At 42.3% G+C, this 21,742-nt stretch carries 25 protein-coding genes; all 25 read left to right on the top strand.

What is annotated here, in order from left to right:
- Positions 1-61 precede the first annotated feature (61 nt).
- Positions 62-709, top strand: a complete 648-nt coding sequence (fsa, locus tag KSU66_RS09525; RefSeq protein WP_269051203.1) for a fructose-6-phosphate aldolase — start codon at positions 62-64, stop codon at positions 707-709.
- Between the two features lie 17 nt (positions 710-726).
- Positions 727-2,007: a UDP-N-acetylglucosamine 1-carboxyvinyltransferase gene (locus KSU66_RS09520; RefSeq protein ID WP_269051231.1), complete on the top strand. Its 1,281-nt coding sequence runs from the start codon at positions 727-729 to the stop codon at positions 2,005-2,007.
- A 78-nt stretch (positions 2,008-2,085) separates the two neighbouring features.
- A complete protein-coding gene (gene glpX, locus KSU66_RS09515; protein ID WP_269051202.1) occupies positions 2,086-3,051 on the top strand; it encodes a class II fructose-bisphosphatase in 966 nt (321 codons plus the stop codon).
- A gap of 164 nt (positions 3,052-3,215) precedes the next feature.
- Positions 3,216-4,499 (top strand): transcription termination factor Rho, encoded by a 1,284-nt coding sequence (rho, locus tag KSU66_RS09510; protein ID WP_269051201.1) that lies wholly within the window; start codon positions 3,216-3,218, stop codon positions 4,497-4,499.
- 761 nt (positions 4,500-5,260) lie between these two features.
- Positions 5,261-5,497 carry a 50S ribosomal protein L31 gene (gene rpmE, locus KSU66_RS09505; RefSeq protein ID WP_269051200.1) on the top strand — a complete coding sequence of 79 codons (237 nt, stop codon included), beginning with the start codon at positions 5,261-5,263 and terminating at the stop codon, positions 5,495-5,497.
- 150 nt (positions 5,498-5,647) lie between these two features.
- Positions 5,648-6,250, top strand: coding sequence for a thymidine kinase (locus tag KSU66_RS09500; protein ID WP_269051199.1), 603 nt, complete (start codon positions 5,648-5,650; stop codon positions 6,248-6,250).
- A 144-nt stretch (positions 6,251-6,394) separates the two neighbouring features.
- Positions 6,395-7,471 carry a peptide chain release factor 1 gene (gene prfA, locus KSU66_RS09495; RefSeq protein WP_269051198.1) on the top strand — a complete coding sequence of 359 codons (1,077 nt, stop codon included), beginning with the start codon at positions 6,395-6,397 and terminating at the stop codon, positions 7,469-7,471.
- A complete protein-coding gene (prmC, locus tag KSU66_RS09490) occupies positions 7,464-8,318 on the top strand; it encodes a peptide chain release factor N(5)-glutamine methyltransferase (protein ID WP_269051197.1) in 855 nt (284 codons plus the stop codon). Before prfA ends, prmC begins: the two co-directional genes overlap by 8 nt.
- A 44-nt stretch (positions 8,319-8,362) precedes the next feature.
- Positions 8,363-8,932: a stage II sporulation protein R gene (locus KSU66_RS09485; protein ID WP_269051196.1), complete on the top strand. Its 570-nt coding sequence runs from the start codon at positions 8,363-8,365 to the stop codon at positions 8,930-8,932.
- A 59-nt stretch (positions 8,933-8,991) separates the two neighbouring features.
- Positions 8,992-10,020 carry an L-threonylcarbamoyladenylate synthase gene (locus tag KSU66_RS09480; RefSeq protein ID WP_269051195.1) on the top strand — a complete coding sequence of 343 codons (1,029 nt, stop codon included), beginning with the start codon at positions 8,992-8,994 and terminating at the stop codon, positions 10,018-10,020.
- A gap of 61 nt (positions 10,021-10,081) precedes the next feature.
- Positions 10,082-10,588: a manganese efflux pump gene (locus KSU66_RS09475; protein ID WP_269051194.1), complete on the top strand. Its 507-nt coding sequence runs from the start codon at positions 10,082-10,084 to the stop codon at positions 10,586-10,588.
- Positions 10,589-10,647: 59 nt separating this feature from the next.
- Positions 10,648-11,088 carry a low molecular weight protein arginine phosphatase gene (locus KSU66_RS09470; RefSeq protein WP_269051193.1) on the top strand — a complete coding sequence of 147 codons (441 nt, stop codon included), beginning with the start codon at positions 10,648-10,650 and terminating at the stop codon, positions 11,086-11,088.
- A gap of 125 nt (positions 11,089-11,213) precedes the next feature.
- Positions 11,214-11,651, top strand: coding sequence for a ribose 5-phosphate isomerase B (rpiB, locus tag KSU66_RS09465; protein ID WP_269051192.1), 438 nt, complete (start codon positions 11,214-11,216; stop codon positions 11,649-11,651).
- A 20-nt stretch (positions 11,652-11,671) separates the two neighbouring features.
- Positions 11,672-12,241: a TIGR01440 family protein gene (locus tag KSU66_RS09460; RefSeq protein ID WP_269051191.1), complete on the top strand. Its 570-nt coding sequence runs from the start codon at positions 11,672-11,674 to the stop codon at positions 12,239-12,241.
- A gap of 5 nt (positions 12,242-12,246) precedes the next feature.
- The gene (gene glyA, locus KSU66_RS09455) at positions 12,247-13,515 is read left to right on the top strand and encodes a serine hydroxymethyltransferase (protein WP_269051190.1); all 1,269 of its coding nucleotides are present in this window, start codon (positions 12,247-12,249) and stop codon (positions 13,513-13,515) included.
- A 77-nt stretch (positions 13,516-13,592) separates the two neighbouring features.
- Entirely contained in the window at positions 13,593-13,889 is a 297-nt protein-coding gene (locus KSU66_RS09450; RefSeq protein ID WP_269051189.1) for a hypothetical protein, read from the top strand.
- Positions 13,890-13,976: 87 nt separating this feature from the next.
- On the top strand, positions 13,977-14,606 hold the full coding sequence (gene upp, locus KSU66_RS09445) for a uracil phosphoribosyltransferase (RefSeq protein WP_269051188.1): 630 nt from the start codon (positions 13,977-13,979) through the stop codon (positions 14,604-14,606).
- 19 nt (positions 14,607-14,625) lie between these two features.
- Positions 14,626-15,771 (top strand): non-hydrolyzing UDP-N-acetylglucosamine 2-epimerase, encoded by a 1,146-nt coding sequence (gene wecB, locus KSU66_RS09440; RefSeq protein ID WP_269051230.1) that lies wholly within the window; start codon positions 14,626-14,628, stop codon positions 15,769-15,771.
- A gap of 730 nt (positions 15,772-16,501) precedes the next feature.
- Complete coding sequence (locus tag KSU66_RS09435; RefSeq protein WP_269051187.1) at positions 16,502-16,882, top strand: ATP synthase subunit I; 381 nt, start codon at positions 16,502-16,504, stop codon at positions 16,880-16,882.
- 7 nt (positions 16,883-16,889) lie between these two features.
- Positions 16,890-17,597, top strand: a complete 708-nt coding sequence (atpB, locus tag KSU66_RS09430) for a F0F1 ATP synthase subunit A (protein ID WP_269051186.1) — start codon at positions 16,890-16,892, stop codon at positions 17,595-17,597.
- 77 nt (positions 17,598-17,674) lie between these two features.
- Positions 17,675-17,899, top strand: a complete 225-nt coding sequence (gene atpE / locus KSU66_RS09425; protein ID WP_269051185.1) for a F0F1 ATP synthase subunit C — start codon at positions 17,675-17,677, stop codon at positions 17,897-17,899.
- A 149-nt stretch (positions 17,900-18,048) separates the two neighbouring features.
- Positions 18,049-18,609, top strand: coding sequence for a F0F1 ATP synthase subunit B (gene atpF / locus KSU66_RS09420; RefSeq protein WP_443028958.1), 561 nt, complete (start codon positions 18,049-18,051; stop codon positions 18,607-18,609).
- On the top strand, positions 18,606-19,145 hold the full coding sequence (locus KSU66_RS09415) for a F0F1 ATP synthase subunit delta (RefSeq protein ID WP_269051184.1): 540 nt from the start codon (positions 18,606-18,608) through the stop codon (positions 19,143-19,145). The genes atpF and KSU66_RS09415 overlap by 4 nt, the downstream gene beginning before the upstream one ends.
- Positions 19,146-19,170: 25 nt before the next feature.
- Positions 19,171-20,679 carry a F0F1 ATP synthase subunit alpha gene (gene atpA / locus KSU66_RS09410; RefSeq protein ID WP_269051183.1) on the top strand — a complete coding sequence of 503 codons (1,509 nt, stop codon included), beginning with the start codon at positions 19,171-19,173 and terminating at the stop codon, positions 20,677-20,679.
- Between the two features lie 57 nt (positions 20,680-20,736).
- Complete coding sequence (gene atpG, locus KSU66_RS09405) at positions 20,737-21,591, top strand: ATP synthase F1 subunit gamma (protein WP_269051182.1); 855 nt, start codon at positions 20,737-20,739, stop codon at positions 21,589-21,591.
- Positions 21,592-21,742: the final 151 nt, after the last annotated feature.

The raw sequence follows: 21,742 nt of genomic DNA, 5'->3' as shown, positions 1-21,742 counted from the left end.
TTTAAGAATAGAGGGAACTCTAGAGCTAGACTGGTTAAAATTATAAAGGGGGAAATATTAAATGAAATTTTTTATTGATACAGCAAACTTTGACGAAATTAAAGAAGCGCATAGCTGGGGAATCGTTTCCGGCGTTACTACAAATCCATCACTAGTTGCAAAGGAAGATGTTCCGTTCCACGAAAGACTACGCCAAATCACTGAGCTAGTTGATGGTTCTGTAAGTGCTGAAGTTATCGCACTTGATGCAGAAGGCATGATTGAAGAAGGTCGCGAACTAGCGAAAATTGCACCAAATATTACGGTTAAGCTTCCAATGACACCTGAAGGCTTGAAAGCGTGTTCGGTATTTGCACAAGAAGGCATCAAAACAAACGTTACGCTAATTTTCAGTGCGAACCAAGCGCTACTTGCGGCACGTGCAGGCGCTACATATGTGTCGCCGTTCCTAGGCAGACTCGATGACATCGGACAAGATGGCATGGCACTTATTGAAACGATTGCAAACATCTTTGCCATTCACGATATTAAATCAGAAATTATTGCAGCATCAATCCGTAGCCCACAAGATATTACTGAGTGTGCACTACGCGGTGCAGATATTGCAACAACGCCATTTAACGTACTAGAAAAACTGTTCAACCACCCGTTGACAGATAAAGGCATTGAGGATTTCCTTGCGGATTGGGAAAGCAGAAAGAACAAGTGACATTAAGAGAGAAACAAATGGACGTTTACAAAATCACAGGCGGCAAACGCCTTCAAGGATCAATTAAAGTAAGCGGTGCGAAAAATAGTGCGGTCGCGCTAATCCCGGCATCAATTTTGGCGGATTCACCTGTCACAATTGAAGGATTGCCTAAAATTTCTGATGTACTAACGTTACAAGCGCTCATCGAAGATATTGGTGGAAGTGTAACGTTGGACGGAGAGACAATGGTAATTGACCCAACGGAAATTATTTCAATGCCACTTCCTAATGGCAATGTTAAAAAATTACGTGCGTCGTATTACTTTATGGGAGCTATGCTAGGGCGTTTTAAGCACGCGGCAATTGGACTACCCGGTGGTTGTCATCTCGGGCCACGACCAATCGATCAACACATCAAAGGATTTGAAGCACTTGGTGCGAAAGTAACCAATGAACATGGTGCAATCTATTTGAGAGCTGAAGAATTACGTGGTGCAAAAATTTATTTGGACGTTGCAAGCGTTGGTGCAACGATTAATATTATGCTTGCAGCCGTTCTTGCAACTGGACAAACGACGATTGAAAATGCAGCTAAAGAACCTGAAATCGTTGATGTAGCGACATTATTATCGAATATGGGCGCGAAAATCAAAGGTGCAGGTACAAGCATTATCCGTATTGAAGGCGTTGAAAAGTTGCATGGAACTCGGCATACAATTATCCCAGACCGAATCGAAGCGGGTACATTTATGATTATGGCGGCGGCTGCGGGAGACGGTGTGACGATAGATAATGTTATTCCGTTTCACGTAGAAGCGCTAACCGCAAAACTTCGTGAAATGGGCGTAGAAGTGATTGAAAGGGATGAGCAAATATTCATCCCAAAAGCGAAGGAACTGAATTCTGTAGATGTGAAGACACTAGTATATCCAGGTTTTCCGACAGATTTACAGCAACCATTTACAGTGTTGCTCTCGCAAGCAAAAGGCACATCGGTCATAACGGATACAGTGTATTCCGCACGATTCAAGCAGATTGATGAATTAGGTAGAATGAGTGCGAAGGCACGAGTTGAAGGAAGTTCAGCCATTTTATCTGGGCCTACACAATTAGAGGCTGCGGTTGTTCGAGCATCTGATCTTCGAGCTGGGGCGGCACTTGTAATTGCAGGCCTGATTGCAGACGGGGAAACAGAAGTGCGAGAAATCCAGCACATAGAACGCGGTTATGGTTCACTCATTGAAAAACTTCATGGTCTCGGTGCGGACATTCGTAAAGAGACTATTCCAGCAGACACGATCATTAAAGGCTCATAAGATTGACAGCGAAATCTATGATATAATGAAAAGAGTAATATTTATTAGTGTGGAAACGTAAAAATGGGGGGAACTAACATGGAACGCAGCTTATCGATGGAATTAGTTCGAATTACTGAAGCAGCCGGAGTCGCAGCAGCACGTTGGATGGGACGCGGTTTGAAAAACGAAGCGGACGATGCGGCAACAACTGCAATGCGCATGGTGTTTGACACAATTCCAATGCGAGGTACCGTGGTTATTGGCGAAGGCGAGATGGATGAAGCGCCAATGCTTTATATCGGTGAGAAACTTGGAATGGGTCACGGTCCAGAAGTGGACGTTGCAGTAGATCCCCTTGAAGGAACTAATATTGTCGCGGCAGGCGGCTGGAACGCGCTTGCGGTATTGGCAATTTCAGACAAAGGAAACCTTCTACACGCACCGGATATGTATATGGATAAAATCGCCGTAGGTCCTGAGTCAGTAGGTAAAATTGATATTGATGCTTCCGTAAAAGATAACCTGCTCGCAGTAGCAAAAGCTAAAAATAAAGATATTGGCGATATTGTTGCCACTGTACTTAACAGAGAGCGTCATACCAAGGTAATCGAGGAAATTCGAGCAGCAGGTGCACGTATAAAATTGATTAACGATGGTGATGTTGCCGGTGTTATTAACACTGCTTTCGCTGAAACAGGTGTCGATATTTTATTCGGACTTGGCGGAGCACCTGAAGGCGTTATTTCAGCAGTCGGACTTAAATGCCTAGGCGGTGAAATCCAAGGAAGACTTGTTCCTTCAAATGCCGCAGAACTTGAGCGCTGCAAGAAAATGGGACTTGATGTGAACAAAATTCTTCGCATGGATGATCTAGTTAAAGGTGACGATGCAATCTTTGCCGCAACAGGTGTTACAGACGGAGAGTTACTCCGTGGTGTTAGATTTACAGGTGCTTATAGTGAAACACATTCGCTTGTAATGCGTACGAAATCGGGAACTGTAAGATTTGTTGAAGGCCGTCACAGTATGAAGATGAAGCCAAATCTTATAATGGAAACTTAAGCTATCTTCCGCACAATAAATTGACTTCTGCCTAGGTGATAACAACCTAGGCAGAAGTTCCTTATTTTTAAATCAAACACCGTTTCATTATTTTGCTTTCCTTATATTTCCACCCAAAAACCTCAAGAAATAAAACCCATTAAACTAAAAGAGTGGTGCCGAAAATGTCAATATTAACAATGTCGTCCCTCGAGAACATGACGTTAAAAGAGCTCTATACGCATGCCCGAGAATTTAAAATATCTTATTATGCCAAGATGACTAAAAAAGAATTAATTTTTGCGATTTTAAAAATTAGAGCCGAACAGGAAGGATTCTTCTTCATGGAAGGCGTACTAGAAATTATTCAATCAGAAGGATATGGTTTCCTCCGCCCGATTAACTACTCATCGAGCTCTGAAGATATTTATATTTCTGCCTCACAGATTCGCCGCTTTGACCTTCGCAATGGTGATAAAGTCGCGGGGAAAGTACGTCCGCCGAAAGAATCGGAACGGTATTATGGCCTTCTGCAAGTGGAAGCTGTTAACGGAGAAAACCCGGAAGACTCACGAAACCGTGTTCATTTCCCGGCGCTTACACCGCTCTATCCAGATCGTCATATTAAACTGGAAACCGATTCTTCAAAACTATCGACGAGAATTATGGATCTTGTCGCGCCAGTAGGTTTTGGTCAACGAGGACTTATCGTTGCACCTCCTAAAGCAGGAAAGACACAACTGCTAAAAGAAATCGCGAACTCTATTGCAACAAATCATCCTGAAACAGAACTTATTGTATTGCTCATCGATGAGCGTCCGGAAGAAGTGACGGACATCGAGCGGTCTGTAAAAGCAGACGTCGTCAGTTCCACTTTTGATGAATTACCTGAGAATCACATAAAAGTTGCAGAACTCGTTTTAGAACGTGCAATGCGACTTGTTGAACATAAGAAAGACGTCGTCATTTTAATGGACTCGATCACACGACTGGCACGTGCTTACAACCTTGTTATACCACCAAGTGGTCGAACATTGTCAGGTGGTATTGATCCAGCGGCATTCCATCGTCCGAAACGCTTTTTCGGAGCTGCACGTAACTTGGAAGAAGGCGGTAGCCTAACGATTCTTGCGACAGCACTTATCGAAACAGGTTCAAGAATGGACGAAGTTATTTACGAAGAATTTAAAGGAACAGGTAACTTAGAACTTCACCTCGACCGCAGCTTGGCTGAGCGTCGAATTTTCCCTGCGCTCGACATGCGTCGTTCGGGTACAAGAAAAGAAGAGCTACTTATTCCAGAAGAGCAGCTTAGTAAATTATGGGCGATTCGAAAAACATTCTCTGGAGCACCAGACTTTGTTGAACGTTTCTTAAAAAAGCTAGGACAAACAAAAACGAACGAAGAGTTCTTCGAAAAGCTGAACGGCGACATGAAAACACAGCGTAACGGTAAGGGACTACTTTAATTCAATAATAAACGGTTTCAACTCACAAAAGAGTTGAAGCCGTTTGTTTTTGGGGAAAGTGCGTTTTGGTTGTGGATAGTTATAGAGAGTTTGTATAGGAGTTATCAACCGTGGATAACTTTCCGTGAGATGAGTGTGGAGGTTTTAATTGTGGGTAACTTTGGGGAGATACGCATAACTCGGTGGAGATGCGCATAAAAGTTTGTAAGCGAGCATAACTCGGTGGAAGTGCGCATAAAAGTTTGTAAGCGAGCATAACTCGGTGAAAGTGCGCATAAAAGTTTGTAAGCGAGCATAACTCGGTGGAAGTGAGCATAACTCGGTGGAAGTGCGCATAAAAGTTTATAACCGAGCATAACTCGGTGGAAGTGCGCATAAAAGTTTATAACCGAGCATAACTCTGTGGAAGTGAGCATAAAAGTTTGTAAGCGAGCATAACTCGGTGAAAGTGCGCATAAAAGTTTGTAAGCGCGCATAACTCGGTGAAAGTGAGCATAAAAGTTTATAACCGAGCATAACTCGGTGGAAGCGCGCATAAAAGTTTATAACGGCGCATAAACCAGGCAAAAAACACTAACCACACCACTCAAAACTCACCTCGGTAAGTATTAGTTGCAGAAGGTGTAGGAACTTGTTATAATCATTTAAGTATCAATAAAACGATCTGCTGCATATACGATGAAAAATAATGGATCGTGTAAGGCATCAGTCTTATAATAAATTCTGTTCCGGATGGTTCAGAGCGAGAGGAGATTAGACCGATGAAAGCAGGAATACACCCAGAATATAAAGTTTCAACTGTTACTTGTTCATGTGGTAACACATTTGAAACAGGTTCAGTACAAGAGGACATTCGTATTGAAGTTTGTTCAGAATGTCACCCGTTCTATACAGGACGTCAGAAATTTGCTCAAGCGGACGGCCGTGTCGACCGTTTCAACAAAAAGTATGGTATCAAAGAAGTACTCGAAGAAGAAACAAAAACAGAAGAAAAATAATTCTTTTGAAAAATACCCGTCAGGTGCGTATGCGCCGGGCGGGTATTTCTTTCTGTGGATGTCCAATAAAACTTCGGGTATAATAAGAATTCACCTATAAACTTAAGTAAACTTTACATATATCGGTTCAGCGGAAGGGGATTTACAAATATGTACACAACGATGCAGGGTGGCTGGATTGAAGTCATTTGTGGCAGCATGTTTTCAGGGAAATCAGAAGAACTAATTCGCAGAGTAAGACGTGCGCAATTCGCGAAACAAAAAATCGCAGTTTTTAAACCAGAAATCGATATTCGGTATAGCGAAGAAGCGATCGTTAGCCATAATGGGACGACAGTCATTGCAAATCCTGTTGCCAGTTCAGCACACATCATCGATTTCGACAAGTCCGAATACGATATTATCGGCATTGATGAAGCGCAGTTTTTCGATGATGGCATTGTCGAAACAGTCATGGCGCTTGCAGATGAAGGATTCCGCGTCATCATTGCCGGGCTTGACCAAGACTTCCGCGGTGAGCCATTTGGCCCGATGCCACGTTTAATGGCGATTGCAGAGCATGTTACGAAATTGCAGGCAGTTTGCGTGACATGCGGCTCTCCAGCTAGTCGAACACAACGACTCATTAATGGCATGCCAGCCGGATACGACGATCCAATTATTCTTGTTGGTGCGTCGGAAGCGTATGAGGCGAGATGTCGAAAGCATCATGAAGTTCCCGAAGGCGTTTCCGCTGCCGTGGCTAAAAGCTAAATAGAAGTTATGACCCATCCAGAAAAGTTGGATGGGTTTTGTATTGCATTTCAAAACCGTATCAATAGAGAAGAAAACTGTATTTACGTACGGAATTCCCGTACAATGAACATACAAAATAGACCAAAAAATGAGGGAAATCCAATGTTTGAAAGACTTCAAGTTGTAGAAGACCGATATGATCAGTTAACTGAATTACTGAGTGATCCGGAAATCGTGAGCGACATAACAAAACTTCGCGATTATTCGAAGGAACAATCAGGCTTACAAGAAACGGTGGACGCGTATCGTGAATATAAAAGTGTCAAGGAAGAACGTGAAAGCGCAAAAAGTTTACTTGACGAGCCACTCGACGATGAGATGAAAGAACTTGTAAAACTTGAAATTTCAGAGCTCGATGAACGTGTGGAATCACTCGAAGAACAACTGACAATCCTACTTATTCCGAAAGACCCGAACGACGATAAAAACGTCATAATGGAAATACGAGGAGCAGCTGGCGGCGATGAAGCTGCGTTATTCGCGGGAAATTTGTTCCGTATGTACAGCCGCTACGCGGAAATGAACAATTGGAAAATCCAAGTGATGAACTCATCGGCAACAGAGCTTGGCGGTTTTAAAGAAATTGTTTTTCTCATCAAAGGAAACGGTGCGTATTCAAAATTGAAATTTGAAAACGGTGCACACCGTGTCCAAAGGGTTCCAGAGACAGAATCGGGTGGGAGAACGCATACTTCGACAGCGACAGTTGCAGTATTAGCGGAAGCTGAAGATGTTGATATTGAAATTCTCCGAGAAGATTTAAAAATCGATACGTACCGTTCAAGTGGAGCGGGTGGACAGCATGTTAACACGACAGACTCTGCTGTTCGTATTACGCATCTACCGACGGGAATCGTCGTATCCATGCAAGATGAAAGCTCACAGATTAAAAACCGTGCAACAGCGATGAAAGTGTTAAAAGCACGTGTTTATGATGCGGCACAACAAGAAGCGAAGGCAGAATATGCTGCAACCCGCAAGTCCGCGGTGGGAACAGGAGACCGTTCTGAACGAATTCGAACGTATAATTTCCCGCAAAACCGAGTGACGGATCACCGTATTGGATTAACCATTCAAAAACTGGATCAAATTATCGAAGGAAACCTTGATGAAGTCATCGAGGCGCTGATTATTGAAGAACAGGCGCATCATCTTGAAAGTTTAAATACGAATGACTGAGCGAATTTTTGAGGCCCAAAACAAAGCAACTTCTTTATTGGAACAAAAAGGGTTGGACCGGGGTGCTGTACGCCTTCTTATGGAATATGTCACCGGGAAAAGCCACGCTTCACTCCTTGCATCTATGCGCGATTCGTTAACAATGGAAGAGCAAACGAGATTTTGGGATAAAGTAGACGAACTCTTAGAAGGAAAACCTGTTCAATATGTTATAGGCAGTGAAAGTTTTTACGGCCGAACATTCGAGGTGGATAACAATGTGTTAATTCCGCGTCCGGAAACGGAAGAACTTATCCACGGCGCGATTGAACGTTGTCAAAGACTTTTCCATAATAAAAAAGTAAAAGTTGCGGATATCGGAACAGGAAGTGGTGCGATTGCGGTCACCTTCAAAAAAGAATGGCCAGAAGCAATGGTAACTGCGACTGACATAAGTGCAGGGGCACTAACAATTGCTATGAAAAATGCAGAAAGAAACGCCGCAACAATAACCTTTAAAGAAGGCGATATGACCGAACCCATTCAAGATGCCAAGTGGGATCTCGTTTTATCCAACCCGCCGTATATCGCACACGAAGAAGCGGAATTGATGTCACCAACAGTTTTATCATTCGAACCGCATAATGCTTTATTCGCAGAGGAAGACGGGCTTTACTTTTACAGAAAATTAGCCGAAAGTCTTCCACACCTTATGAACAAACCGGGATTAATCGGAGTAGAATTTGGTTATTTGCAAGGTGAATCTGTGCGTAAACTATTTACAGATGCATTTCCGAAGGCATTTATCGAAATAGTAAAAGATATCAACGGAAAAGATCGAATACTATTTTGCGAGATACATGAATAAATAACATCTTCCCTGGCAACAATGCAGAGTAGGGGGAGATAGAGATGATACAAGATTACGAGATTAAGCGAAAACTATCAAAAATTGAGCGAGCGATGCCATATATTGAATTTGTCCTTATCCTTATTATTATCCAATCTATTTTAGGATTGTTCACGGGCGCACAGTCTATGGAAGAAGACACAATTCGCTTTAGGCTTCTCGCCAATTCAAATACGCCAGCTGATCAACTGATTAAAGAAGAAATTCAACTACAAATCGAACCGTTAATTGAAAATGCGGTCGTTAATTCACAAACAAGAGAAGAACTTGGGGATAACTTAGCGGCGCTTGAGCCTGAGCTCCTGAAAATAGCGACATCAATTGCTGGAGAAGAGTCTGTCACGCTCGAACGTAGGGAAGCGCTATTTCCAGCCAAAAGATCGGGATTTGTTATTCAACCACAAGCTGATTATGATGCATATATACTAACAATAGGTAGCGGTCGTGGAGATAACTGGTGGTGTGCATTGTTCCCAAGAGTCTGTTTTCCGGATAAAGCGGAAGTAGAAGCAGAAGAGGAAGAAAAGGTAACATTCTTCGTTTGGGAGTGGATAAAAGGGCTGTTCTCCTGAAGTTACTAACAAGTGTTGTGGATAACAACGATAAACTGTGTGTAAGTGAGGTTTTAAGTATGAAGACGACGGTAATAACTGTGGACAGAAATATGGATAACAAAAATAGTTATGAACAGGCTGTGGGTATTTTAGAGAATAGTGGGGTTGTGGCCTTTCCGACAGAAACGGTTTATGGACTTGGTGCATTGGCGACAGATGAAAATGCGGTCAATAAAATATTCCAAGCAAAAGGAAGGCCTTCGGACAATCCGCTAATCGTACATATAGGCACGAAAGAGGAAGTTTCAAAATACGCGGAGGGTATGACGACAGCTGCGGAAATGCTTATGGATGCTTTTTGGCCTGGACCGCTGACAATTGTTTTTGAACGTATTCCAGGAGTCATAGCACCGAACGTAACACCTGGCGTGTCAACAGTCGGTGTTCGTATGCCGGATCATCCGGTTGCGCTTGAATTGCTACGGAAACTGAAGGGGCCACTGGCTGCTCCGAGTGCCAATCGAAGTGGGAAACCAAGTCCAACAGAAGCGAAGCATGTTGCAGAAGACCTTGATGGTTTGATTCCCCTTATTTTGGACGGTGGACAAACAGGGATAGGACTTGAGTCGACTGTAATTGATATGACGACAACACCGCCTATTATTTTACGGCCAGGTGGCGTGACAAGAGAAATGATCGAAGAAGTTATTGGACCTGTTGCTGTGAGCGCAAATGAAGCGACAGAAGAAGCGCCGAGATCACCAGGTATGAAATATGCACATTACGCACCAGAAGCGCCACTTTTTATTATCGAATCAAATGCCGAACGCATTAAGAATGCGGTGGCACAAATTCAAGCTGACAATAAAAAAGTAGCTGTCGTTGGACCAGATAACTTTAAAGTACCGAACGCCGATTGGTATTTTGCAATTGGCTCTAGCGGCGATAATGAAAAAATGTCTGCGAGTTTATATAAAGCTCTTCGAGATTGTGATTTAACGGATGCGGATGTCATTCTTGCTACTGAAACGGATCTTTCCGGTGTTGGAACGGCCTTCATGAATCGGCTGTTAAAGGCTTCGAATGGTAAGCGATATAATAGCTAACTAGAATACGTATTATTTCCTCGCATAGGATAAATGGATGTTTATGCGGGGAGGTTTTATGGTGGAAGAAGTTTTTGCGGCTAGTATTACGACGCTTGACGTCATCGTTGTGTACGCGTTGTTGCACGTGAGGAAAGGGAAATTTGTATTGGCAATGTGGACGTCACTCCTAAATATGCTCCTTCCTCTCCTCGGATTTATAACTGGGGAAATTTCTTCGTCTATTTTTTCTGATTGGAGCACGTTGCTGTCAGGCGTATTACTTGGATTAATAGGCTTACATATGTTGTTGCAAGACGGGGATACCAATTCATCAACTGGAAAGAAACTACATCCGGCAATAATTGCCTTAGCTGTTAGTATTGATTCTTTTTCAGTAAGCGTTTCGTTTGGTATGCTTCAGTTTAACAAAGTACTTTTCATCTTCGCCTCGGGAATGTTTTCACTTGTATTTGCCTATATCGCACTGCGCTATAATGTATCGCTCGGGTTGAAAGGTGGCAAATGTCTTAGACAGTTTGCAGGGCTAGCCTTATTGGTTATGGGGGTATTATCCTTCATTAGTTGAAGTTGACTGTTCTTTATTCGTGATAATTAGCAATTCTTTTATAGAAGGAGTTAATAAATATGAATATCTATTTAGTTTGTACAGGGAACACTTGTAGAAGTCCAATGGCTGAAGCAATACTACGCGCCAAAAATATAGAAAACGTAACTGTTCGTTCTGCGGGGATTCACGCCCAAGATGGGATTCCTATTGCGGATAACGCCAAAACATTGATTGAAGCTGCAGGCATGCCTTATACAGCAGTGTCAAGAGCTGTTAAAGAAGAAGATGTTGAGTGGGCAGACTATATATTCACGATGACCGATGCCCATAAAGCTATCCTTCATCACCTATTTCCTGAAGATACGGACAAGATATTCACATTAAAAGGTTTTATTAAACAGAGTTATAATGAGGATGTACACGATCCATACGGTGGAAATCTTGAAACGTACGAAGAGACCTTTTCCGAATTATCAATAGTAATCGATAACGTGGTACGGAAATTAAACGTCCAATAACCCATATTTATTATAAAAATTAACTATTTTCACATAAACCCGTCCAAACTTTCACCAGGACTGTGTTTTATTGATAGAAGAATGGTAGAATGAATAGTGAATATATTAAGAAATGGGGGTGCGTCATGAAAATTGCAATTACTTCCGATCACGGAGGCAACCAGCTTCGTAAGGAAATTGTTCAATTGCTGTCGGAACGGGGTTTTGACTATGAAGACTTCGGGCCGAAAACGGACGAGTCGGTAGATTATCCTGATTACGCTTCGACAGTTTGTGAAAGTGTCGTCGATGGTCGATTTGACCGTGGTATCCTCATTTGCGGAACCGGTATCGGGATGTCCATCGCCGCAAATAAAATAAAAGGCATTCGCTGTGCACTTGTCCATGATGTTTTCAGTGCAAAGGCGACCCGTGGTCATAACGACACGAACGTACTTGCAATGGGTGAGCGCGTTATTGGAGCGGGCCTAGCAAGAGAAATAGTTTCGACTTGGTTAGATACTTCATTTGAAGGTGGCCGTCACGCGCGCCGAGTTGAAAAACTAATGAAACTTGAGGACTGAATCGATAGGAGGGGAAACAAGTGGACGCTCTTAATTTATGGAAGCTTCAGCTAGAAGAGCTGTTAGCGGAAATGGCTGAGCAAGCACAGCTTGAACGAGGTGGTATATTTGTTGTCGGCTGTTCAACGTCAGAAGTTGCGGGTAAAAGAATCGGGACGTCAGGGGCTTTTGAAATCGGAGAGGCTTTGTACGAACCGCTAAAAGAATTCACTGAAAAATATGGGATGCATCTAGCCTTTCAAGGATGCGAACATATTAACCGCGCACTGACAATTGAACGTCAAACGGCAATAAAGTTCAATCTCGATCCCGTAACTGTCATTCCAACATCGCACGCAGGCGGCTCAATGTCAGCATATGCATTCGAGAACATGGACGACCCTGTTGTTGTCGAAGAAATCGAGGCGCATGCAGGCATTGACATTGGTCAAACCTTAATAGGCATGCATTTAAAGCGAGTTGCTGTTCCAATTCGAACGTCAATCGTAAAAATTGGAGAGGCAGTCGTAACGATCGCAATAACCCGACCGAAGTTAATCGGCGGGGAACGAGCTGTTTATAACAAAAAAACAAACGATAAAGGGGACTAATATCAATGGGACATGTTAAAACACAGAATCTTACGGCAGAACTTAACCACGTTAAAGAGGACAAGGTAGTTTATGATGCAATTATGGCAGAAAGAAAACGCCAACAAACAAATATTGAACTAATCGCATCAGAAAACTTCGTAACTGAAGCAGTTATGGAAGCCCAAGGATCAGTCCTCACGAACAAATATGCAGAAGGATACCCAGGACGTCGTTACTACGGCGGTTGTGAGCATGTGGATATCGTTGAAGATGCAGCGCGTGATCGCCTGAAAGAAATTTTCGGTGCTGAATATGCGAACGTTCAACCTCACTCAGGTGCGCAAGCGAATATGGCTGTTTATTTCATGGCATTAGAGCCAGGCGATACAATCCTTGGGATGAACCTTTCACACGGCGGTCACTTAACGCACGGTAGCCCAGTAAACTTCTCTGGTAAACTTTATAACTTTGTTGAATACGGCGTTGGTAAAGAAGACGAGCGTATCGACTATGAAGACGTACGTAAAAAAGCGCTTGAGCACAAGCCCAAAATGATCGTTGCAGGTGCAAGTGCATATTCAAGAGAAATCGACTTTGCTAAGTTCCGTGAAATTGCAGATGAAGTTGGCGCGTACTTGTTCGTTGATATGGCACACATTGCAGGTCTAGTTGCAGTTGGCGAACACTCGAACCCAGTTCCGCATGCACATTTCGTTACATCAACTACACATAAAACACTACGCGGACCACGCGGTGGATTCATTCTTGCAAAAGAAGAATTTGGCCGTAAACTTAACTCGTCTGTATTCCCAGGCGTCCAAGGTGGACCACTTATGCACGTGATTGCTGCAAAAGCAGTAGCGTTCAGAGAAGCACAACAACCAGAATTCAAAGCATATATCCAGCAAGTGAAGAAAAACGCTGTTGCACTTTCAGATGCACTTATGGCTGAAGGAATCGACATCGTATCAGGCGGAACAGATAACCACTTAGTTCTAGTTAACCTTCGCTCACTTGGAATAACAGGAAAAATTGCAGAAGCTGTGTTGGATGAAGTCGGAATTACAGTTAACAAAAACACAATTCCATTCGATACGGAAGGTCCATTTGTCACATCGGGTATTCGTATCGGAACACCAGCAGTGACAACACGCGGATTTAAGGAAGAGGAAATGAAAGAGATTGCGTCGATTATGGCCACACTCCTTAAAAACCATGAAGATGAAGCAGTGAAGAAAGCAGCTTTAGCACGCGTAGTAGCAATGACAGACAAGTTCCCTCTATATGAATAAATAGTATTGATAAAAGCCACTTTCTGAAAAGAAAGTGGCTTTTTTTTAATTAAAATTTGTAAAGTTACATAGAAAGCTTGCAGTGTGAATATGTCCATCTAAATCATAAAGAAGAAAAAACGAGATTACTCAGCTGGCTTCAGCGGTTTGGCGACCGTTTTGAAATGGGTTTTATCGTAACGGATCCATTTATCGATAATGCGGTTGTTTTTGTTAATAATAAATTCACTAATATGACCGTGTCTGTTATGGCGGAAGGCATTGAACACAAGAAGCAAATAATGGTGCTACGCTCGTTCGGGTGTGAAATTGGACAAGGATTTTATTTCCATAAACCAATGCCGCTCCGTGAAATCAACAAATTACAGCAATAAAAAAAGAAGAAGCTCACCCACTTGTGGTAAAATCGTATCTTGTTCTGTTATACTAAGGCTTGATATTTATTAAAGGAGCGAATTCAAATGCCAAAAGTCCATATTCTAGATCACCCATTAATTCAGCACAAACTAACTTATATTAGAGATATAAACACGGGAACCAAAGAATTTCGTGAGCTTGTTGACGAAGTTGCAACATTAATGGCTTACGAAATAACGCGCGATTTGCCGTTAACGGAAGCAGAAATTGAAACACCAGTCCGTAAAGCGATGTCGAACGTACTTGCTGGAAAAAAATTGGGTATCGTTCCAATTTTACGAGCGGGACTTGGAATGGTTGAAGGCGTATTGAACTTAATTCCTGCCGCAAAAGTAGGCCATATCGGTCTTTACCGTGATCCAGAGACATTATTACCGGTTGAGTATTATGTGAAGTTACCAAGCGATATCGCAGAACGTGATTTAATATTACTTGATCCGATGTTAGCTACGGGTGGCTCTGCAATTGAAGCAGTAAACTCATTAAAAAAACGCGGAGCAAAAAAGATTCGATTTATGTGTTTAATTGCAGCTCCTGAAGGTGTAGAAGCAATGACTGAAGCACATCCTGATGTTGATATTTACATAGCGGCACTTGATGAAAAACTAGATGAAAAAGGATACATTGTACCAGGACTTGGCGATGCAGGAGATAGACTTTTCGGAACGAAGTGATTTGGAAGGCGGGAGTTATTTGACTAAGAAGTGGAAAGTAATGACCATTTTTGGAACGAGACCTGAGGCTATCAAAATGGCACCACTCGTACTAGAGCTTGAAAAACATACCGAGGAAATCGAGTCAATCGTAACCGTCACAGCACAGCACCGTGAAATGTTAGATCAGGTATTAGGGACATTCAACATTACGCCCGATTACGATTTAAATATTATGAAAGAACGACAAACGCTTGTTGATGTCGCGACGAGAGGCCTTGAAGGACTTGATGCGATTATGAAAGAAGCTAAGCCGGACATCGTTCTTGTTCACGGAGATACATCAACAACGTTTATTGGTGGTCTTGCCGCATTTTATAATAAAATAGCGGTGGGACATGTCGAAGCTGGGCTTCGTACTTGGGACAAGTACTCTCCTTATCCAGAGGAAGTAAACCGCCAATTAACAGGAATAATTGCAGATCTACATTTTTCACCGACTGAATCATCTGCACAAAACTTGTTAGATGAAGGGAAGCCGCAAAATCGCATATACATTACAGGAAACACGGCGATAGATGCTCTTCATACAACAGTGCGAGCAGGCTACACCCATCCAATCCTTGAACAGGTTGGATCGGATAAGTTAATTCTTCTAACTGCGCACCGAAGAGAAAATCTCGGGGAACCGATGAAGAATATGTTCAGAGCGATTAATAGACTCCTTGAAAAACATGACGATATCCAAGTTGTGTACCCGGTACATATGAATCCGGTTGTTCGTGAAATTGCGAATGAAATTCTTGGAAGTAATGACAGGGTCCATTTAATAGACCCGCTGGAAGTTATTGATTTTCATAACATTGCCGCGGCCTCGCATATTATTCTAACTGATTCTGGCGGTATTCAAGAAGAAGCTCCTTCACTCGGAAAACCTGTTATCGTATTACGCGACACAACAGAGCGCCCCGAAGGAATCGAAGCTGGAACTTTGAAACTTGCTGGAACCAACGAAGATGCGATATTTGCGCTAACCGATGAACTTCTGACAGATGGCGTTGAATATAGAAAGATGGCCGAAGCAGCCAACCCATACGGCGACGGACGTGCGTCAGAGCGAATTGTCAAAGCGTTAAAAGAATATCTGAGTAATGAACAACTATCGATTGTGAATAAGGAGCAATAAAATCCAAATAATATAGATTTGCGTTCCAGGCGGACGCTTTCCGTGGGGCGGTCGTTGAGCCTCCTCGTCGCAAAAAGATGCTCCTGTGGGGTCTCAACTGTACCGCTAATCCCACAGGAGACGCCGCCTTCCACTCCAATCTACGAATGCATCATTTATCGTCGTAAAAAAGTAGTTAGCAATAAAAAGACTTAATGAAAGTCTTAATAATTAAAATAAGTAATTATAAATTGATACATCTATGTTCATTAGAACTAACTTAAACGACGACCTGAAACTATTCAGGTCGTTTTTAATTAAAATAAATTATTGAACTATGAAAGCAACTTTGAAAAAAATATGCGAAATCAGCAAACTGCTAAGATACCTTTGAAGCTAGGTATCGAGGTATAATGGTGTTAAACTTAGGTAACAATGAATTATACATCATTTTCAATTTAAATTTGTCCATTGTTTGACGGAGTGCAAATGAGTCATGAAAAAGACATAGGAAACAATTGACTTCATTTTTATGCTACTGTATGATTACTAAGGGTAAGAATGATAGGCGTTTCATACATATGGAACCTAATTTAATGGCGTATTAACATACAAAATCTATCATCTTTTTTACCCTTTTCGGAGTCTACGCCGGTTTAAGGCTGGGCAGCGAAACGGGAACCACTCCGCAAGTCCTTACTCGAAATATTAATCCAAAATCCAGAAATACGAAGCAGGAGAATAACTAACTATGCAAACATTACGGGAAATCCATAGCAGGCAACGAAAGGCCCTATATCCATTGCTTGCGTTGTTCGTCCTCGGTTGGGGATTTACAGAATGGAAGACTGTATTTGCAGGGCTCATATTAGGTTCTCTGTTTGGATTGTATAATTTCTGGGTACTCGTTCGACGATCGGAACGATTTAACCTTTCGATTGAGAATGGGAAGAAAAGTGTTTCGCTTGGAACTGCGTTGCGTTTCGCATCTGGTATTGCAGCAGCAGCAATTGCAACTTCGATGCCGGAACAGTTCGACCTGATCGGTACGGTAGCTGGGTTCGGGATACCGTATGTCATCTTATTAGCTGACAGGATCATATACCACGTTAGACACGAACAAGGGAGGTGAACGAAACATGGAGCATGGGAATCCTAATGAAGTATTATTTGGGATATCATACAATCCTTCAAACGTCATGATGCTTTTGATAACCTGTATAGTTGTATTTCTTATCGCATTTATTTCAACGCGTAACTTACAAGTTAAACCAACAGGCATGCAAAACTTCTTTGAATGGATCATGGATTTCGTCAAAGGGATTATTAAGAGCAACATGGATTGGAAGACAGGTGGACGTTTCCACATACTTGGAATTACACTTATTCTGTTTCTTTTCGTATCGAACGTGCTCGGATTACCGTTAGCAATCGTATGGAAAGGTGATCTATGGTGGAAATCACCTACAGCTGACCCAATGATTACACTGACACTTGCAGTTATGGTTATTGTACTGTCACATTATTATGGGTTAAAAGCGAAGGGTGCAAAAGGATACGGACAAGATTTTCTTAAGCCGCTACCTTTCTTACTCCCACTAAATATCATTGCAGAATTTGCAAGTACCTTGACACTTGGTTTACGTCTTTACGGTAATATCTATGCAGGTGAAGTATTGATCGCGTTAATCGCGAGTCTAGGTGCATCAAGCGTATTCGGCTTAGTTGGCGCAATCGTGCCAGGAATTGCTTGGATGGGTTTCTCTATCTTCGTCGGAGGAATACAGTCGTTTATTTTCGTTATGTTAACAATGGTTTATATGTCTAACAAAGTTAGAACGGACTAAACAGTAAGAACCGCGGGAGCCTGGTGCTCCCACGACAGAATAAAAAAATTATAAGAAACTTTAGGAGGAAATATACTATGGTAGGTTCAGTTGGTTTATTAGCAGCAGCAATCGCAATCGGTCTAGGAGCACTTGGTGCAGGTCTAGGTGCAGGTATGGTAGTTTCAAAAACACAAGAAGGAATCGCTCGTCAGCCAGAAGCACGTGGCGTTCTTCAAACAAACATGTTCGTCGGTGTAGCACTTGTTGAAGTTGTTCCAATTTTCGCAGCAGTAATTGCGTTCATCGTTATGAACCGATAAGTATTTGAAATTGTCAAAGTGGCGAAGGTTTGAGTGTAAAATCTTCGCCTTTTTAAAAGCAAACACTTAGTGCGAACGATATGAATTAGTACCCAAAATACAATCTATATTTAAAAGAGACATGTGCTCTTGAAGGGAGTGAAACAATCGTGTTTTTGGATACCTTCGTCCTCGCAGCCGCTAATGTAGCTGATGCAGGATTTTTGCAGAAATTAAACAACGTCGACGGTCTAAACCTCGGAGATATTATCGTTACAGTATTTTTGTTCCTGCTTCTCATGATCTTACTTAAGAAATTCGCATGGGGACCGCTCATGGGCATTATGGATCAACGAGCTGAAATGATTGCCAATGAAATCGAGGCGGCTGAAAAAAGTCGTACCGAATCAAAGGACCTTCTTGAAGAGCAGCGTAGCTTATTAAAAGAAGCTCGCAATGATGCACAGTCGATTGTTGAAAACGCCCGTGAACAAGGTGAAAAACAACGAGAAGATATCGTCAAAGCAGCGCGCAATGAAGTTGGGCGCTTGAAAGAAGAAGCAACGCAAGAAATTGCATCAGAGAAAGAAAAAGCTGTTGCAGCAGTACGTGAAGAATTCGTATCCCTCTCTGTTCTTGCAGCGTCTAAAGTACTTGGAAAAGAAATTTCTGAGGAAGACAACCGCGCATTAATTGAAGAGACGATTGCGAAAGCGGGCGATGGTCAGTGAGTAAATCTGTTGTAGCAAAACGCTATGCACAAGCACTTTTTGAACTGTCGCAAACTAACGGACAAACCGGTTCGGTTCATGAAGATCTTCTTGAATTGAAAAAGGTTTTCCAAAACAACTCAGAACTTGAGCAACTACTCGGCAACCCGAGATTAACAAGTACGAAAAAGAAAGAACTGCTTGCAGTTTTGTTTAAGGATGCAAATCCGCTAATCCAAAACATATTGTTTGTATTGCTTGATAAAAAACGTATTAACGAGACGGTAAACGTCATCGACGAATACAATGCACTTGCAAATGATGCAGCAGGAACAACCGAAGCAACAGTGTTTTCAACACGATTGTTAACGGAAGATGAAAAAGCAGCAATTTCAACCGCATTCGCGGCTAAAGTGGGCAAGCTTTCATTACGTATCGAAAATGAAATCGATCCAAGTCTAATTGGGGGCATTCGCCTTCAAATTGGAAACAAAATCTATGACAGTAGCTTAAGTGGTAAACTTGAGCGTCTGAAAAAAGATCTTATTGGGTCGTAAATCTGAAATTTGAGGGGTGACAAACATGAGCATCAAAGCTGAAGAAATCAGCGTTCTCATAAAACAGCAGATTGAAAATTATCAATCTGAGATGGAAGTGAGCGAAGTTGGTACGGTTATCGAAATTGGTGATGGTATTGCACGTGCTCATGGCCTCGACAACGTCATGGCTGGAGAGTTACTAGAATTCTCTACTGGTGTTATGGGTATGGCACAAAACTTGGAAGCGAATAACGTAGGTATCGTTATCCTTGGACCATATACAGACATCAAAGAAGGCGATGAAGTACGTCGAACAGGCCGTATTATGGAAGTACCGGTTGGTAAAGAACTTATTGGCCGTGTTGTAAACCCACTAGGGCAACCTGTGGATGGACTTGGTCCAATAGCAACAACTAAAACACGCCCAATTGAAAGCCCAGCACAAGGGGTTATGGCGCGTAAATCTGTTCATGAACCACTACAAACAGGTATTAAAGCAATTGACGCACTCGTACCAATCGGTCGTGGACAGCGTGAGTTAATCATCGGTGACCGTCAAACAGGTAAGACTACTGTTGCGATTGACACGATTTTGAACCAAGCTGACCAAGATATGATTTGTATTTATGTAGCAATTGGACAAAAAGAATCAACTGTTCGTGGAGTTGTTGAAACGCTACGTAAAAACGGCGCGCTAGACTATACGATCGTTGTAACAGCATCAGCTTCACAACCAGCTCCACTACTATACCTTGCACCTTATGCAGGTATTACTATGGCTGAGGAATTCATGTTCGACGGAAAACACGTACTAATTGTTTATGATGATCTATCTAAACAAGCAGCTGCTTACCGTGAACTTTCATTACTACTTCGTCGTCCACCTGGCCGTGAAGCATATCCAGGTGACGTGTTCTACATTCACTCGCGTCTTCTTGAGCGTGCAGCGAAGTTGAACGATTCACTCGGTGGCGGTTCGATTACGGCACTACCATTCGTTGAAACACAAGCTGGAGATATTTCGGCTTATATTCCAACAAACGTAATTTCGATTACGGATGGACAAATTTTCTTACAATCTGACCTATTCTTCTCGGGTGTACGTCCAGCTATTAACGCCGGTCTATCAGTATCCCGTGTTGGTGGATCAGCACAAATAAAAGCAATGAAAAAAGTTGCGGGTACACTGCGTCTTGACCTTGCAGCGTTCCGTGAACTAGAAGCGTTCTCACAATTCGGTTCGGACTTAGACCCGATTACACAAGGTAAACTTGACCGTGGGGCACGTACAGTAGAAATACTGAAACAAGACTTAAACAAACCAGTTCCAGTTGGTATTCAGGTTGTTGCATTATATGCACTTACACGTGGATTCCTCGATGACATTGCTGTCAAAGATATCTTACGTTTTGAATCTGAAATCGCAAGCTGGCTACAAACAAACCACACAAGTATTTTAGAGCATATCCGCGACACGAAAGATCTTCCAACGGATGAAGCAATGGCAGAAGCTATTAATGAATTCAAAAAGACTTTCGCAAAATCTGAGTAATCAGGACTTGTTAGGTAACGGCATGTGACTAAAAAATAACTAGGTGGTGAATAACCAATGGGATCATTACGCGAAATAGAAACCCGCATAAAATCGACGAAAAAAACAAGCCAGATTACACGTGCGATGCAAATGGTATCTGCTTCTAAACTCAGCCGCGCAGAATTGAACGCTAAGGCATTCGTGCCGTACATGGAGAAAATCCAAGAAGTTGCGGGATCAATTGCAGCTGGGACTGATACAGAACATCCAATGCTCGTAAGCCGCCCAGTGAAGAAGACAGCTTACATCGTCATCACTTCAGATCGCGGACTTTGCGGAGGATATAACAGTAATATCATCCGTAAAGTAACCAATACGATTACAGAACGTCATACATCTAAAGATGATGTTGTCATTTTTGTAGTCGGTCGGAAAGGTTTTGAACATTTCTCGAAACGCGGATATAACGTCATCGACAGTGTGATCGGTTTGTCCGATCACCCGACATTTGCCGAAATTAAAGATATCGCTAATAAAGCTGTTGGTATGTTCACGGACAGTATATATGATGAACTTTATATGTACTATACTCACTACATTAGTGCCATTTCCCACCAAGTTACGGAGGAAAAGGTACTACCACTTACGGATATCGCAACAGAGACGGCGACTTCTTCTTATGAATTCGAGCCATCTGGCGAAGCAATTCTAGAAGTACTACTTCCGCAATACGCGGAAAGCTTAATCTATGGTGCGTTACTTGATAGTAAGGCAAGTGAACATGCTTCAAGTATGACAGCAATGAAGAGCGCAACTGATAACGCAGGCGATTTAATCGATTCATTAACACTTCAATTCAACCGGGCACGTCAAGCATCGATTACACAAGAAATCACAGAAATCGTTGGTGGAGTAGCGGCACTGGAGTAGTAAAATCGAACTGTGATTTTACAGGCTCAAAAAAGTTGGTAAGGAAAGTTGTACTATAACTTTCCAGCCCCAAAAAGTCGGCACTAAGACTTTTTCGAACTTAGAGCCAAATAAGTTACATTCCATTTTATTTATTCTAGCCAATCCCACG

The sequence above is a fragment of the Sporosarcina sp. G11-34 genome (assembly GCF_026931025.1).
Note: the sequence above shows the minus strand (reverse complement) of the source record. Positions and strands in the feature narration are given on the sequence as shown.

Bases quoted from the DNA above. Each gene is read 5' to 3' on its own strand.
- fsa (WP_269051203.1), top strand. From the start codon at position 62: ATGAAATTTTTTATTGATACAGCAAACTTTGACGAAATTAAAGAAGCG.
- KSU66_RS09520 (WP_269051231.1), top strand. From the start codon at position 727: ATGGACGTTTACAAAATCACAGGCGGCAAACGCCTTCAAGGATCAATT.
- glpX (WP_269051202.1), top strand. From the start codon at position 2,086: ATGGAACGCAGCTTATCGATGGAATTAGTTCGAATTACTGAAGCAGCC.
- rho (WP_269051201.1), top strand. From the start codon at position 3,216: ATGTCAATATTAACAATGTCGTCCCTCGAGAACATGACGTTAAAAGAG.
- rpmE (WP_269051200.1), top strand. From the start codon at position 5,261: ATGAAAGCAGGAATACACCCAGAATATAAAGTTTCAACTGTTACTTGT.
- KSU66_RS09500 (WP_269051199.1), top strand. From the start codon at position 5,648: ATGTACACAACGATGCAGGGTGGCTGGATTGAAGTCATTTGTGGCAGC.
- prfA (WP_269051198.1), top strand. From the start codon at position 6,395: ATGTTTGAAAGACTTCAAGTTGTAGAAGACCGATATGATCAGTTAACT.
- prmC (WP_269051197.1), top strand. From the start codon at position 7,464: ATGACTGAGCGAATTTTTGAGGCCCAAAACAAAGCAACTTCTTTATTG.
- KSU66_RS09485 (WP_269051196.1), top strand. From the start codon at position 8,363: ATGATACAAGATTACGAGATTAAGCGAAAACTATCAAAAATTGAGCGA.
- KSU66_RS09480 (WP_269051195.1), top strand. From the start codon at position 8,992: ATGAAGACGACGGTAATAACTGTGGACAGAAATATGGATAACAAAAAT.
- KSU66_RS09470 (WP_269051193.1), top strand. From the start codon at position 10,648: ATGAATATCTATTTAGTTTGTACAGGGAACACTTGTAGAAGTCCAATG.
- rpiB (WP_269051192.1), top strand. From the start codon at position 11,214: ATGAAAATTGCAATTACTTCCGATCACGGAGGCAACCAGCTTCGTAAG.
- glyA (WP_269051190.1), top strand. From the start codon at position 12,247: ATGGGACATGTTAAAACACAGAATCTTACGGCAGAACTTAACCACGTT.
- upp (WP_269051188.1), top strand. From the start codon at position 13,977: ATGCCAAAAGTCCATATTCTAGATCACCCATTAATTCAGCACAAACTA.
- KSU66_RS09435 (WP_269051187.1), top strand. From the start codon at position 16,502: ATGCAAACATTACGGGAAATCCATAGCAGGCAACGAAAGGCCCTATAT.
- atpB (WP_269051186.1), top strand. From the start codon at position 16,890: ATGGAGCATGGGAATCCTAATGAAGTATTATTTGGGATATCATACAAT.
- atpE (WP_269051185.1), top strand. From the start codon at position 17,675: ATGGTAGGTTCAGTTGGTTTATTAGCAGCAGCAATCGCAATCGGTCTA.
- atpA (WP_269051183.1), top strand. From the start codon at position 19,171: ATGAGCATCAAAGCTGAAGAAATCAGCGTTCTCATAAAACAGCAGATT.
- atpG (WP_269051182.1), top strand. From the start codon at position 20,737: ATGGGATCATTACGCGAAATAGAAACCCGCATAAAATCGACGAAAAAA.